A 15512-nucleotide genomic window follows, 5' to 3' on the forward strand; every position below is an offset into this window, starting at 1 on the left:
GGTGATAAGATGCCAGAGGTAAAAGATGAAATCATATTAAGAGGGCTTAAAGAACATAATTTAAAAAATATCGATTTAAATATACCTAAAGAAAAAATCATCGTATTTACGGGTCTTTCAGGCTCAGGAAAGAGCTCAGTAGTTTTTGATACATTGGCAACTGAAAGTAGAAGACAAATGACGTTGAATTATCCTCTCTATGTTAGAAATCAAATGCCAAGGTACGAAAGACCCCACGCTGATCTTATGCAAAACTTAAGCCCGGTTGTTGTAGTGGAACAACGGCAAATAGGGGGCAATTCCCGTTCGACAGTTGGTACCTATATGGATATAGATCCACTACTGAGACTTTTGTTCTCGAGAATAGGAAAGCCATCAATCGGTTCTGCCACTGATTTTTCGAGTCAAAGTTCCTTTGGTAGATGTCCAGAATGTGGTGGATTTGGGGAGGTCATTGCACCGGACGTAAATAAGATGGTTGATTTCGATAAGTCACTTCGAGAGTATGCGGTGAGATTTAAGCCTTTATCTCCTTCGGGTTGGCAAGGCAGATGGATGATGACGGGCGGATTATTCGATCCAGATAAACCGATAAAGGACTACACAGAAGAAAAACGCCGCCTGCTAATATATGGTCCCCCAGAAGGTAAAAAAGTCTATGCTCCGTTTCATACAAAAAATGGACCTCAGGATCATGAGTGGGATGGGCTATTGCCTCGATTTACACGCCTTTATATTAATAGAGACATCTCAAAGCTAAAAGAAGTATCCCAAGATGACGTTTTAGCAGTATCAACACAGGCTTTATGCCCAACCTGCCAAGGCTCAGGTCTAAATCCAAAGGTATTGGCATGTAGAATAAATGGATTGAATATCGCAGAATATGAACAGTTGGAGCTTCCGGAATTACTAGAGGAACTCAAGAACATAAAAGACCCGATGGGGGAATCGATAGCGCAACAAGCAATTCCGCATGTAAAACAACTAGTTGATATGGGGCTCGGATATTTGAGTCTATCAAGAAAAATGGGGACGCTGTCCAGTGGCGAAGCACAAAGGGTAAAAATCGCTCGTCATTTAGGGAGTAGTCTAAATAACATTACATACATTTTTGACGAACCAAGTGCAGGACTTCATCCAGAAGAAGTAGATTTATTAATACAGATGCTAAAAAGGTTAAAAGAGCAACATAATACTGTAATCGTAATTGAACATAATCTAGCAGTCATAAAAGTAGCAGACCAAATCATAGAAATGGGACCAGGAGCAGGAGTAAATGGAGGAGAAGTTGTCTATCAAGGAAAATTAGAAGGGCTCAATAACTCCCCAACTGCAACAGCTCTATCCCACAAGCTAAAAATTAATCAAAATCCAAGGGAGACAAAAAAATATTTTACACTAAATAAAGCAAGTATCAATAACTTAAAAAATATAAGCGTACAAATTCCCAAAAATGTCTTAGTTTCTGTATGTGGAGTATCAGGATCAGGTAAAAGCTCTTTAATGTTAGAAGCGTTTGCGAACAAATATCCTGAAACGATCAGGGTAGGACAAGGCAGTATCGGAATCTCTAACCGCTCGACCCTAGCTACATATATGGGAATAATGGATGATATACGCACCATATTTTCAAAAGAAACAGGACAACCAGCGGGTTTGTTCAGCTTTAACTCCTTAGGAGCATGTCCTGTCTGCAAAGGAAAAGGAGTCATAAAGCCTGATGTAGCATTTGCAGATCCAGTGACAATCCCTTGTGAGACATGTGGCGGTACGAGATATTCTGACGAAGCGCTTGTCTATCGCTATCAAGATAAAAATATAGTAGAAATTTTAGATTTAACAATAGACGAGGCTATTCATTATTTTAAACTACCAAAAATCATAAAAAGAGTGGATACGTTAAAAGAAGTAGGATTAGGGTATTTAACCTTAGGGCAGACGACAAGTTCTCTAAGTGGAGGAGAAATCCAGCGTCTAAAACTCGCAAGCCACCTGCAAAAAGAAGGGCAAATCTACCTGTTAGACGAGCCATCCTTAGGACTGCACGCTGAAGATAATGAGAAACTTTTAGATGTATTTCAAAATCTCGTAAACAGAGGTAATTCTGTTATTATCATCGAACACAATCTAAACTTTATAGCGGCGAGCGATTGGATAATCGAATTGGGTCCATCAGGAGGTAAGCAGGGAGGACAAGTTATATTTGAAGGCACACCAGAAGAGATGGTGAATGCCGAAACATTAACAGCGAAATGGTTAAGGGGTAGAGTTATCACATATATAAATTAAAATGGGGAGGCAACTATGAATATCGGTGTAATTGGTGCAGGAGCAATAGCTACTTTTTTGTTGAAAGAAATCAATCAATCCCAACATGAAAATCTACGGATTAAAAGTATTTTGGTACGGAATAAGGAAAAGTACGGGGTGCTGGAGTCAAACTTTGGGGTAAGGTTGTTTACGGACCTCAACACATTTCTTGATTCAGAAATCGATATTGTGGTGGAGGCAGCGAATATACATGCAGTGAAAACCATGTTGCCATCGGTTGTTAAGAAGAAGGATGTAGTGTTAATAAGTGTAGGAGCTTTAGCAGATGAAGCACTGTTGACAGAACTAAGTAACCTAGTAAAAGAGTATAAGAATGCCATACACCTGCCGTCCGGTGCAATTGGCGGTTTGGACTTATTACAAAATGCAAATGCCCTCGGTAAAGTGAATAGCGTTTCGTTAACAACTCGGAAACCTGCCAGCTCGCTCATTGATGAAGGCATCAACGAGGCGAGGGTTGTTTTTGAGGGGAAAGCGATTGATGCCATTAAGAAATTTCCGAAAAACGTAAATGTCTCCATTGTCCTGGCATTGGCTGGGGTAGGCATAGAGAAGACGACTGTGTGTCTAGTGGCTGATCCACATATTGAAAAAAACATACATCAAGTGGACATAAAAGGTGAGTTTGGGGAAGCGACGTTTTCTATCACGAATCATCCACTACCGGATAATCCAAAGACAAGCTATTTAGCGGCTATGAGTATTCTAGGGACATTAAAAAGAATGAATAACAGTATAAGAATCGGTGGATAACTTAAATTGAGCGAGCCTTAAAGGTTCGCTCTTTTTTCACTATTTTAAAAGTTTTAAATGATACAATAGAAGAGTGTGATGAAACCGTAATCACTTGAGTTAGATTTAGGTTATTTTTGCATACTTTGTTGTTTTTGATATAGCCATTAATAATTATTATTAGACACATTGGTGTTCCCTCTAGTGATTGGAGCGTATGGCGCGAGACTCCTGCGGGAATAGCGAGCCAAGCGAGACCCCGCAGTGAGGCACGAGCGAGGAGGCTTGCGGATCGCCCGCGGAAAGCGAGTGCCAGAAGCGGAAAACACCCTAGTTCCACCAATAAACTTTAGGCTAAGAACAACAAATTTTTAGAAAAGAGTCTAGATTAATAAATATTTTTTCTGGAGGGTAGCATGGAAAGTTTAAAAGATTATAAGGAAAATTGGGAACAGTTCATTTATGAAGATGAGTTAAAACCAACTATCAATCCGACTGTTAGGCTTTCATGGCTTCGTTCAAAAAAAATGGGAATTGACCCATTTCGTACATATGGAAAAGTGAAATCATTAGATCTTGAAAAATATAAGGAATTAATTAATTTGGCTACACCATTAACGGAAGGTCTTTATTCGATTGTCGAGGGATCCGGATTTATGGTCATTATTTGTAATGAGCAAGGTCAATTATTAAAAGTAATTGGTGATAAAGAACCATTGAATCATGCAAATACGATGGGTTTTATTGAAGGCGCTGATTGGAGCGAGGAAGAAATGGGAACCAATGCGATTGGTACATCGATTGTGATTGATTCTCCGCTTCAAATCGTTGCAGAGGAGCATTATGCGAAGGTTTGTCAATCTTGGACATGTTCGGCAGCCCCGATTCATGATAGTGATGGAAAGATTATAGGTGTTCTGAATATGTCTGGACCAAGGGAGAAAGTCCATTCCCATACTTTAGGAATGGTTGTGTCAACTGTTAAGGCCATTGAGTATCAATTAAAATTACACGAAAATATGCAAAATATTTTAATGATGCAAAAATTCCTTGAAGCGGCTACAAATAATATCGATGACGCTATTGTCATTACAGATACACAGGGTAACATTATTATTTCAAATGAACAGTTTACACGGTTACTTGGGATTAACAAGGATCAGCATGAAAATAAAAAGTTAAGTGCGATTTTTGAAAATCAAATCTTAACTTCAACCAATAAAGTACGTTTTCTCGATAAAGAAATATATATAAAACGCCAAGATTTACAACCAAGTATCCATTGTATGGTTAGTAAAATACCAATTTATCAAGATAAGAAGTGGCTTGGTTCGATGATTACACTTAAAGAAATGAAGAAGGTTCGTCACCTTGTGAACCATTTAACAGACCATCGTGCCAAAGTATCATTTGGTGAGATTATTGGTGAATCTCGTTCATTTTTAGATAAAGTGCAAGAAGCAAAACTAGCAGCCAAAACAAGTTCTACAGTCCTGATTTTAGGAGAAAGCGGGACAGGTAAGGATATGATTGCACAAGCTATTCATAATGCAAGTGACCGAAAAAATAAACCTTTTATCTCCATTAACTGTGGGGGTATCCCCCGTGATTTATTAGGTAGTGAACTCTTCGGGTATGAGGAAGGTGCTTTTACAGGAGCGAAAAAAGGGGGCAGGCAAGGAAAATTTGAGCTTGCTGATGGAGGAACTCTATTTTTAGATGAAATTGGGGAAATGTCATTGGAGATGCAAGTGCTTTTATTGCGTGTTCTTCAGGATAGGGAAGTCATTCGAATTGGCGGACAAAAGGTTATTTCTGTAGATGTTCGAATTATAGCTGCAACCAATCGTAATCTTCGTAAAGAAGTAGAGAAAGGTAGTTTTAGAGAAGATTTATTTTTCCGTTTAAATGTGATGCCTATAGAACTGCCACCTCTTCGAAACAGAATAGATGATATTCCTCTGTTAGTTGAGTTTTTCATCCGTCAGTTTAGTAAAAACCTTAACCGCTCCATGCCTGTTATCGAACCAGGATTTATTCACGCCTTAATGAAGTATAGCTGGCCGGGTAACATCCGTGAGTTGCAAAATATTTTAGAGAGAACAATGAATAAAAGTTTGAAGGATAGCCTAACTTCACAAGACTTACCGAATGAAATCTTTGAAAATACCGATCAACATAAACACGAGGAGACAATTGTTCTAGATCGGAATGAATTAAAAAAGCAAGCCATCATCCATGCATTGAAAAAAAACAAAGGGAATATTTTACATGCGGCAAAATACTTAGGGATTGCAAGAAGTACGTTGTATCGGCAAATGAAAAAGTTCAATATCCAATAATTGGTGTTGCGTTTTGTAGCGAAGTGTAGCGCTTACATGAAAGAGGAGTGTCCCAAAATGAGACACTCCTCTTTTTTATATAGAATTCAATTTTTATTTATACGTGAAAAGGCTCACAAACAAGGCGTAGAAAGAAATTTTTATCAACTTAAAGAAGTTGGCACGATTCTTGCATTATTAGTTGATGTAACTATTTATAAGAGAAAGCAAAGGAGGAAATAAAATTGACGATTTCTATTGATCAACTTAAATGGATGTATGAAACAATGTACAAGATTCGTTATTTTGAAGAAAGTATGATGGATGCTTATGCTGAAGGAAAAAATCCCGTTTTTAATATTGGACTAGGTCCTGTACCTGGTGAAATGCATTTATCCAATGGTCAAGAACCAGCAGCAGTGGGGATATGTGCACATTTAAGAAAATCAGATACAGTTTCATCTCCACACCGCCCACATCACCATGCCATTGCAAAGGGTGTTCACTTGAAAAAAATGACGGCAGAAATGTTTGGTAAAGTGACAGGCTTAAGCAAAGGAAAAGGTGGACATATGCACATCTTTGATCCGGAGGTTAATTTTTCCTGCGGAGGTATTGTTGGAGCGAATATTCCTCATGCACTCGGTGCTGCATTAGTTGCGAAAAAGAGACAAACAAATGATGTAGCTATTGCATTCATAGGTGAAGGCGCAGCAAACCAAGGCGCATTCCATGAATCTCTGAATTTAGCTGCCCTTTGGAATCTCCCATTAATTGTAGTTGTTGAAAATAATAATTATGGTATTTCTGTCGCAAAAGAAGATTCAACATCGATTGCGTCAAATGATCTTCGTGCGTCAGCATATGGTGCTAAAGGCTATTATGTAAAAGATAATGACCCACTTGCAATGTATGAAGCATCTAAAGAAGCTGTAGAACGTGCACGTAATGGGGAAGGTCCTTCAATTATTGAAATCGAAACCTATCGTTTCCTCGGACACTTCCAAGGTGATCCAGAATTGTATCGTGAGAAAAAAGAAGTACCAGAACTAAAAACAAAAGATCCGATTGTAAAATTACGTAACCAGCTCGTTTCTGAATATAACGTATCTGAAGAGGAAATTGCTGCACTTGAAAAGCATGCAACAGAGGTAGTAGACGAAGCTTATCAATTTGCTAGAGAAAGTGAATATCCTAAGCCAGAAGCAGCATTAGAAGATTTATATATTTAACTTTATTCAGGAGGATGCTGAATAAAGTTAAAGCCTCCGGCGGATGCCACAGATTTTTAAAGGTAATTTTTCGAGCATAAGATCAAAGACTAAGAACGCCACTTCCTGTGGCAACGTCTTTGTGACCCACCTCGTGTGGACCTAAAAAATCTGGGCGCAAATACGCTAAGGCGCATTTGATAGAAAAATTAACATGAGAGGGTGTCTAATATGTTACAAACAAAAAAACGTTTATTAACTGGAAATAAAGCGCTTTCTGAAGCGATTCGTTTAGAAATGGAAAAAGATCCAGAAGTTTTTGTTTTGGGAGAAGACGTCGGTAAATATGGCGGGATTTTTGGTTCAACAGAAGGTTTGTATGAGAAATTCGGTTCAGAAAGAATTATGGACACACCAATATCTGAAACTGCATTTATCGGAGCAGCTGTAGGAGCAGCATCACAAGGTATGCGTCCAATCGTAGAATTAATGTTTGTTGACTTCTTTGGTGTTTGTATGGACCAAATTTACAACCAAATGGCAAAAATACCTTACATGTCAGGTGGAAATGTAAAACTTCCAATGGTTCTGATGACAGGTGTTGGCGGTGGCTATAATGATGCAGCGCAACACTCTCAAACTCTATATGCAACATTTGCCCACCTACCAGGAATGAAAGTGGTTGCGCCAACCACACCTTATGACTTAAAAGGTATGATGATTTCAGCTATTCGTGATGATAATCCAGTTGTTTTCATGTTCCATAAAACACTTCAAGGTTTAGGCTGGATGGATCAAATCGATGCTTCCCTAGGACATGTTCCAGAAGAAACATATACAGTTCCACTTGATAAAGCAAACGTTGTACGTGAAGGAACAGATGTAACGATTGTAGGTATTCAAATGACAACTGTCCAAGCACTTGAAGCCGCGAAAAAATTAGAAGAAGACGGAATTAGTGCAGAAGTCATTGATATTCGCTCCCTTGTTCCACTTGATAAAGAAACCATTTTGAACTCGATTAAAAAGACACATCGTTTAATGGTTGTGGATGAGGATTATTTATCATATGGATTAACTGCAGAAATTGCTGCTTTAGCTGCAGAACATGGCTTATATGACTTGGATGCACCAGTAAAAAGAATGGCAATCCCGGATGTTCCAATTCCGTACAGTCGTCCATTAGAGCAATATGTATTGCCTAATGCAGAAAAAATCTATAAAGCAGCTCGGGAACTAGTCAATGAATAAAAACTGAAGTAAAGGAGGATTACACCATGGCTATCGAAGTAAAACTACCTCGTCAATCTGAAGACAATGATGAAAGCTTAATCACCTTCTGGCATGCATCAGAAGGTGACTATATCGAAAAAGGGCAGACATTAGTAGAAGTTCAAACAGCCAAAGCTGTATCTGAAATAGAAGCACCTGAATCTAGTTATATTAAGGAAATTAAAAAACAAAGAGGAGATACAGTTAAAGTGGATGAAGTCCTCGTTGTCCTTGATACAAATTCCTCGGGTGAATCTGATGCAGAATTAGAAACAGCTACAACTGTCGAAGTAGTGGAGAACTCTCAAGAAGTTGAGACAGTGGTTGAAGTCAGAGCAACACCAAGAGTGAAACGACTTGCGAAACAACTTGGTGTGGACTGGCAAAAGGTCACACCAACAAGCCCAGCCGGAAAACTTAGTTTAGATGATATTCGGGAAGCGGCGGAGGCATTGAATCAACCAGTTGCAGAAGAAACGATTGAGAAAGTGGTTAGCCAACCTACTGAAAAAGTGGAAAAGAAAGTTCGAACAGTTATTGCAGCACCATCAGTCCGTAAATATGCACGTGAAAACAATATTAATTTAGAAGAAATCGAAGCATTGAGTCCAAATGGAAGAGTTACGAAAATTGATGTGGATCGGGCACTTCAAGCAAATGTAGAAGTTTCAAAATCTCCATCAACGGTGGATGAAGTTATTCCATTTTCAGGCATTCGCAAAGTCATCGCGAATGCAATGGTCCATTCTAAAACAACGATTCCACATGTTACACATTTTGACGAGGCAGAGGTCTCTCGTTTAGTAGATCATCGACAAAAGACGAAAGCGTATTTCAGTGAGGAAGACGTTAAACTCACTTATCTTGCTTACATCGTAAAAGCCTTAACAAAAGTTCTTAAAAAATATCCAATGTTAAATGCTTCATTAGATGATCAAAATGATAAAATTATTCTTCATAAACAATATAATATGGGAATTGCGGTTGATACAGAACGTGGCTTAGTGGTTCCAGTTATTAAAAACGCTGATCAAAAATCACTTTTTGATATTGCCAAAGAGATTCAAGAACTTTCCAAGAAGGCGAGGGAAGGTTCGATTAAAGCAGATGAAATGTCTGGCGGTACTTGCACCATTTCAAATATCGGCTCTGAAAGAGGAGCTTGGTTTACTCCTATTATTAATGCACCACAATCCTGTATTCTAGGATTTGGTCGTATTGAGAAAAAAGTCGTTGTCATCGATGATGCAATTGAAATTAGACCAGTTATGGCTTTATCCTTAAGCTATGATCACCGCTTAATTGATGGAGCTACCGCACAGAAGGCTGTAAATGAATTTAAAAAATTGGTTCACGAACCTGATTTGTTATTAGCATATTAATCTAATAGTGTTGCAAAAAGAGAACTGTCCTCAAAAAAACGAGGGCAGTTTTTCTTTGAATAACGCATCACTTGTTACGATACGCAATTCCGGTTATCTAGAGCATGATTGGTAACCTAAAAAATTACGGTTGGGACGTTTTCGATCTCTTCCGACGTATGACTGCAACAGCTAAGAGTAAAATCGGAATGAGTAACTGAACGGTTAAAAAGTAAAATGGCATGGTTGTCCCCATTCCTCGTATCATTTCTTCAAATGAGGGAATTGACCAGACTGAAAAGATAATAATTAAAAAACCAATTGGTAATATAAACGGTTTATAACTTGGCAGTGTTAACCACTGTGAAGTACCGAGCACGAGCATATAAAAAAAGGCAGAAAGTTGTACAAATCCGCCAAGAGCCCAAAAGGCGATGACGATTGACTCAATATGTTCAAAAAAAGAACCAATACTTATATATCTTGCAGCCTCAAACACAGGGAAATGTAGGTTAGAAAGAATTCCTCCAAATAATAAAAGATTCCCAAGATTAATAAATACCATGGTTAAGACGCAGGCAATGACAGAAAACATTCCCCATTTCAAAACCTTTTGTTGATTCGTTAAAAACGGAATCAGGAATGACATCAATGAAAATTGACTTAACCAGGCATGTGGTGCAATGGAACCTTTAATGGAGGGCATGACCCCATCTTGCATAATTGGAAACATATTTTTTACATTCAAATCAGGAATTAATAAGATATAAATCAGGATATAAAGAGCTAATACAATCGGCATAAAGATAGTGGCACATCTTCCAATCGTTTCAATGCCCCCGTGGACCGCAATCGCGCAAGAAAGGGCAATACTGCCAGTTACAAAAATGATTGGCGTTTTATGCAAAAAAGCACTCTCTATGAACTCACCATATTCCCTAAAAGCGATAGCGGTATCGTGTAATAAAAAAAACAAGTAAATGACCGCGATGATTTTGCCTAAAGTCCGACCAAGAATAAGTTCACAATATTCGATTAGTGTTTTCCCTGGATATAGCTTAGAAAGCTTTACAATAATGATGACGATGAGAAAGCCGGTCAAAGAACCCCATATGGGAGATAACCACAAATCACGCTTTGCATGTTGTGCTGTGATATATGGAATGTAAAGTATGGACGTAGCTACAATTGTTGCATACATAATGAGAGATAACTCTAAGTAGGCAATTCTACCTTTTTCAATCATGTTTGTTCAATCCTTTTCTAAAAGGAGTCTATTTACCAAAAGGGTTCAAATGGCTTAAAGATGAAATCAATTAATTGCCCAGGTCCTGGCATTTCTGGAAAGATCACAAGCAAAACTGCAAGAACCCAGTTAAGCAGCATCAACGAAAAAAAGACCATTCTTACTTTTCTTCCACTTTTCTTCAACTGGGGCCATTGGTAAAAGAAAATAAACACCAATATAACTGTTACGCCTACTATCCCTCCAATCCTCAATGTTCAACACCCCTTTGACCTTGTCCAGTTGCCAAACCGGTTCTTTCGATCTTTACCTTGGTTTCAAAAGAAACGGCCACTTCCGGAAATATTTCATTCCATTCGTCTTTCTTTTGCTTCCATATTTGTGGATATTTTCTCTGGAATTCATCCGCAAAACCGAAAATATCAGCATTTAATTTTTTATGAACTTCCGAGAAAGCTAAGCGTTCTCTTTGTTCAATCTCATCTCTAACCTTTTGCTCAGCTTTTTTTATGACCTTGGGATTGAATAAGTTTACTTTTGTCGTATTTTGGATAACCTCAAGATCTACGTTTGTATTAATGTGCATACTCCATTTTCCATCTTTTATGGAGGGGGTCAATTCAGTATGGCTCCTCAATAAATGTAAGGAGATGTGACCATCTTCGTCATCAAAAGCAATCGTAATTACACCTGATTTAATCTCATTTCTAGGCCAAAGAATCCCCCTTGTTACCTTGTCATCTAATCTTCCTACCATTTTTCCTTCCTTAAAAATGGCTACTCCATTAATGATGGGGATTTCTTTTTTCTTTGAATCCATTAGTGATGGTGGAAGTTCTTCGACCCAAGGAAGTACGGCTGGAGCTGATTCACCTGATAGCATCTGCGATAAATCCTTTACTGTTACTTCCACACCTATATGTGTTTTGACGATTTTACGTAGTTGTTTTGCTGCGTCTCTTTCCAATTCAGGTATGGCCCCTAAGACAGTCTTTGCCCTTCCTTTTGAAACAAAAACATCAGCGCGTATGCGAGGTTCCGAGTGTCGCAACCAAAAATCAATTTCATCACTTATCCCTGCCTTTGCTAATTTTTCACCAATAATGAGCACCTCATTTTGGCCCCAAAAAACCTTCCTTGTCAGTTCTTCCTGGAGTCGCGCCATCGCGTCAGCAATGGTTTCTCCTTCAGCTGACCTAACAAATGACTGATTACTGCTGGAACCGCTGGACATCCCGGATTGTTGTCCGCCTTGTGATCCTTGAGGGATATAAATTTGGGCGGATAATTCAATATTGTTTTTTTCGCCCTTATCTATACCTGCTGCCAAAATGAGAGCTAAATCATTTACCTCAGTGCGGTCCCAACATCCTGTTAGGAAAATCGAGTTCAAGCAAAGCAGAAGTATTAAAGTTATAGCCTTCTTAATAGGTCTGATTATACAACTCAACTTTCGTCGCCACCTTTGCTTGGATCAGGCTTTAGGTTACTGGACTGACGCTCTAGGTGACTTGCATCCTTTGAAAAAAACTCAGGTCGTGTATCCATGGCCCACCACGGAGCTCGAATTAAAACATCCTTTAAATTTTCAATCTTAAGTGGTGCTATCGAATTGAAATAGGGTACACCAAAGGACTTTATGGTACACATATGTGCGACAATTGCGGTAATGCCGAGCATGACACCTAATAAACCGAACATTCCAGATAGAATCATGATGGGAAAGCGCAAGATACGAATCGATATACCGGTCGCATATCTTGGCATTAAAAACGATGCGACACCTGTAATGGCAACTACCATGACCATCGGTGATGAAACCAGTCCTGACGCCGTCGCCGCTTGTCCGATTACCAGGGCTCCGACAATACTAACAGCAGCGCCAACCTGTTTTGGTAATCTTACACCTGCTTCCCTTAGTGCCTCAAAAGTGACTTCCATGATAAACGCCTCAATCAATGCAGGAAAAGGGATTTGTTCGCGGCTTTGAGCAATGGTTAAAAGCAACGTGGTTGGAAGCATTTCTTGATGAAACGTTAAGATCGCCACATATGCTGATGGTGCGAGCAACGCAATAAAAAAGAACACATATCGCAGCCAACGGATCAAGGTACTGATATAAAACGGATTATAGTAATCTTCCGGTGCCTGCATCAGACTTGCGAACGTACAAGGAGCAATTAGTGTAATAGGGGTGCCGTCTATCAAGATCACAACACGCCCTTCCAAAAGGCAGGCACCTGCTACATCCGGCCGTTCCGTTGTTAAAACTTGTGGGAAAGGAGAATACGGGTGATCTACAATCATTTCCTCAATATATCCACTTTCTAATATGCCATCAATCTTAATTCGCTTTAGCCTGCTAGTCACTTCATCAACTAAAGTGCGATCGGCAATTCCTTCAATATAAGCAACGATGACTTGTGTATCTGTGTAACGGCCAATACTTATTTGTTTCATTTTTAATAATGGATGGCGAATTTTTCTGCGTAAAAGGGAGGTATTTACTCTTAATGTTTCAATAAACCCTTCTCTTGGTCCGCGTATGACTGATTCTGCTTCTGGTTCCGTAATACTGCGTTGTTCCCACTTCGGCAGCCCAATGGAAATTCCCTTTGTTTCTTTTTCAATTAAAATAATCGAGTTACCCATTGAAATTTGTTTGAAAATATCATTAATCGAGTAAATGTCCTTAAGATCGGAAACCGTTATTTCCTTTTTTGTTTTTTCAAATATGGCACCTTGTTCATGGTTTTTCATCTGAATAAGCGGCATAAGCACATGCTGATCGACCTCTTCAGTATTTGAAAGACCATCTATGTAAAGAAGAACCGCATTAATGCTGCTGCCGATACTAAATTCACGAAATACCACATCGGAGCAATCTTTATATACTGTTTTTAGGACTTCTATATTTTGCTTTAACTCCGAATGTAGAGGGATTTCCGGTAAAGTATCTATCGATTCATTCAGTTGTATATTTCGAAAATGGCCCTTCTTTTTCCATAATCCCAACAACTTCATTAATTGGTTCTCCTTGGCGTGTTTTAAGTGTATTATTTGCACAATCTGTAAAGGTTATGCCGATGTTCCAATTTTTGGATTTGTAGAAACTTGTATCAATTTTTTGTGCATATTTCAAAAAAATCCCTCGAAAGGTAGCATACAACTCAAATTGTTTTTCCATGGAACAACCGGTGAAACAAGAATATTCAGGTCATCTCTGTGACATCCAAAACGTACATTTGATAAAAAGTACCTAAGCATGGTATAAGTGTAAAAGAAGCAAAAAACATTTTTGCTTTTTTAATTTTGGGACAAGAGTTGGAAGAGTATCCCATTATGAAAGGATTTGTGTTTGAACATGACAGATAATTTTTGGCGTGAATTACCACGGCCATTTTTTATACTAGCACCAATGGAAGATGTGACAGATGTTGTTTTCCGACATGTTGTGAGTGAAGCAGCAAGACCGGATGTGTTTTTCACAGAGTTTACAAACACGGTGAGTTATTGTCACCCAGAGGGAAACCAAAGTGTGCGTGGCCGATTGACTTTTACAGAAGATGAACAGCCCATTGTGGCTCATATATGGGGAGATAAGCCCGAATATTTCCGGCAAATGAGTATTGGAATGGCGGAACTTGGCTTTCGGGGAATAGATATCAATATGGGCTGCCCTGTACCAAATGTGGCATCGAAAGGGAAGGGAGCGGGTCTGATCCTCCGTTCGGAAGTTGCAGCAGATTTAATCCAAGCAGCAAAAGCAGGAGGATTACCTGTAAGTGTAAAGACAAGGCTTGGTTACACGGATATAGACGAATGGCGCGACTGGCTAACACATGTATTGAAACAAGACATTGCGAATCTATCTATTCATTTGAGGACAAGAAAGGAAATGAGTAAAGTAGATGCGCATTGGGAGCTGATTCCGGAGATTAAGAAGCTTCGTGATCAAGTGGCACCTAATACTCTTTTAACAATCAATGGGGATATTCCTGACCGTCAAAAGGGCCTAGAGCTTGCTAATCAATATGGTGTTGATGGGGTTATGATAGGGCGTGGTATTTTTAAAAATCCATTTGCCTTTGAAAAAGAGCCAAGAGAACATAGTAGTCAGGAATTACTCGATCTCTTAAGATTGCATCTTGACCTCCATGATAAATATTCAAAAATAGAGCCACGTTCATTCAAGCCTCTTCATCGCTTTTTCAAAATCTACGTCAAAGGTTTTCGAGGGGCAAGTGAATTAAGAGTTCAATTGATGAGCACAGAGTCAACCGATGAGGTTCGTGCATTGCTTGATAACTTTGAATTAGAGACAGTTGATGGGATTTTAGAATAGTAGATGTACCTTCAAAAAGTTATCTTTTATAGTAAAGTGATTGGCGGGTGTGAATACGGTATTGAACCGAATTCATTCCCGCCGATTTTTGTTTGAACCTCACCCTTCTAAAGTTATATTTACTGTTAAGTGGTATACCGTTAAAGCCATTTGCGGTATATCATTTATCGTTTACGGTTGTGTGATATACCGTTAAAGAAGATTGCGGTATACAATTTATCGTTTTACGGTTGAGTGGTATACCGTTAATGCAGATTGCGGTATATCATTTATCGAATTACGGTTGAGTGGTATACCGTTAAAGCCGTCTGCGGTAATCATTTATCGGATATACCATTCTGTTGGACAGACCCTACCTTTTGTATTGCTTATATACCCATGAGGGTATATAATGTATAAAAAGAAGTACAAAAGAAATTCTTTAATTAAAGTGAATAGATGTAGGGAGGATTTAACATGTCTGATAAACCGAATCAAAAAAGGGATTGCACCACAACCGGTTCCTGAGGAATTAGTCGACCTAACGTATCTGAAGAAGGAAAACCGGTAAGAAAACAGATCCCTATATGACCAGGAACATTGGTCTGGCTCCTGGGAAGAGCCTTTTACCTTATTTATGTAGTAGTTCGAGAACACACTTGACTTTAGTCATAAGATGAATTGAACCTTTTTTGTTGTCCTAACCGTACATAT

Annotated in this window: 12 protein-coding genes; 8 read left to right on the top strand and 4 right to left on the bottom strand. The window is 38.8% G+C overall.

What is annotated here, in order from left to right:
• Window positions 1–9 precede the first annotated feature (9 nt).
• From DZB84_RS12385 to DZB84_RS12410, 6 genes are all read left to right on the top strand, one after another.
• Complete coding sequence (locus DZB84_RS12385) at window positions 10–2289, top strand: ATP-binding cassette domain-containing protein (RefSeq protein WP_116352581.1); 2280 nt, start codon at window positions 10–12, stop codon at window positions 2287–2289.
• Between the two features lie 15 nt (window positions 2290–2304).
• On the top strand, window positions 2305–3084 hold the full coding sequence (nadX, locus tag DZB84_RS12390) for an aspartate dehydrogenase (protein ID WP_116352582.1): 780 nt from the start codon (window positions 2305–2307) through the stop codon (window positions 3082–3084).
• 395 nt (window positions 3085–3479) lie between these two features.
• Window positions 3480–5405: a sigma-54-dependent Fis family transcriptional regulator gene (locus tag DZB84_RS12395; RefSeq protein WP_116352583.1), complete on the top strand. Its 1926-nt coding sequence runs from the start codon at window positions 3480–3482 to the stop codon at window positions 5403–5405.
• Window positions 5406–5629: 224 nt separating this feature from the next.
• Complete coding sequence (locus DZB84_RS12400) at window positions 5630–6616, top strand: thiamine pyrophosphate-dependent dehydrogenase E1 component subunit alpha (protein ID WP_116352584.1); 987 nt, start codon at window positions 5630–5632, stop codon at window positions 6614–6616.
• Window positions 6617–6826: 210 nt separating this feature from the next.
• A complete protein-coding gene (locus DZB84_RS12405; RefSeq protein ID WP_116352585.1) occupies window positions 6827–7846 on the top strand; it encodes an alpha-ketoacid dehydrogenase subunit beta in 1020 nt (339 codons plus the stop codon).
• Window positions 7847–7872: 26 nt separating this feature from the next.
• Window positions 7873–9249, top strand: coding sequence for a 2-oxo acid dehydrogenase subunit E2 (locus DZB84_RS12410; RefSeq protein WP_116352586.1), 1377 nt, complete (start codon window positions 7873–7875; stop codon window positions 9247–9249).
• Window positions 9250–9373: 124 nt separating this feature from the next.
• Here DZB84_RS12410 and DZB84_RS12415 read toward each other — a convergent pair whose 3' ends face one another.
• The 4 genes from DZB84_RS12415 to DZB84_RS12430 are packed head-to-tail and all read right to left on the bottom strand — an operon-like array spanning window position 9374 to window position 13498.
• On the bottom strand, window positions 9374–10474 hold the full coding sequence (locus DZB84_RS12415; protein ID WP_116352587.1) for a GerAB/ArcD/ProY family transporter: 1101 nt from the start codon (window positions 10472–10474) through the stop codon (window positions 9374–9376).
• Window positions 10475–10506: 32 nt separating this feature from the next.
• Window positions 10507–10728, bottom strand: a complete 222-nt coding sequence (locus DZB84_RS12420) for a M48 family metalloprotease (RefSeq protein ID WP_116352588.1) — start codon at window positions 10726–10728, stop codon at window positions 10507–10509.
• Window positions 10725–11924 (bottom strand): Ger(x)C family spore germination protein, encoded by a 1200-nt coding sequence (locus DZB84_RS12425; protein WP_116352589.1) that lies wholly within the window; start codon window positions 11922–11924, stop codon window positions 10725–10727. Before DZB84_RS12425 ends, DZB84_RS12420 begins: the two co-directional genes overlap by 4 nt.
• Window positions 11921–13498: a spore germination protein gene (locus tag DZB84_RS12430; protein ID WP_116352590.1), complete on the bottom strand. Its 1578-nt coding sequence runs from the start codon at window positions 13496–13498 to the stop codon at window positions 11921–11923. The genes DZB84_RS12425 and DZB84_RS12430 overlap by 4 nt, the downstream gene beginning before the upstream one ends.
• Window positions 13499–13838: 340 nt before the next feature.
• On the opposite strand from DZB84_RS12430, the gene DZB84_RS12440 reads away from it, so the two are divergent.
• Together DZB84_RS12440 and DZB84_RS24915 are read left to right on the top strand one after the other, a co-directional pair.
• On the top strand, window positions 13839–14819 hold the full coding sequence (locus DZB84_RS12440; RefSeq protein ID WP_116352592.1) for a tRNA dihydrouridine synthase: 981 nt from the start codon (window positions 13839–13841) through the stop codon (window positions 14817–14819).
• A gap of 391 nt (window positions 14820–15210) precedes the next feature.
• The gene (locus DZB84_RS24915; protein ID WP_189655234.1) at window positions 15211–15369 is read left to right on the top strand and encodes a hypothetical protein; all 159 of its coding nucleotides are present in this window, start codon (window positions 15211–15213) and stop codon (window positions 15367–15369) included.
• Window positions 15370–15512: the final 143 nt, after the last annotated feature.

The sequence above is a fragment of the Bacillus sp. HNG genome (assembly GCF_003400205.1).
Classification (GTDB): Bacteria; Bacillota; Bacilli; order Bacillales; family Bacillaceae_L; genus Ferdinandcohnia.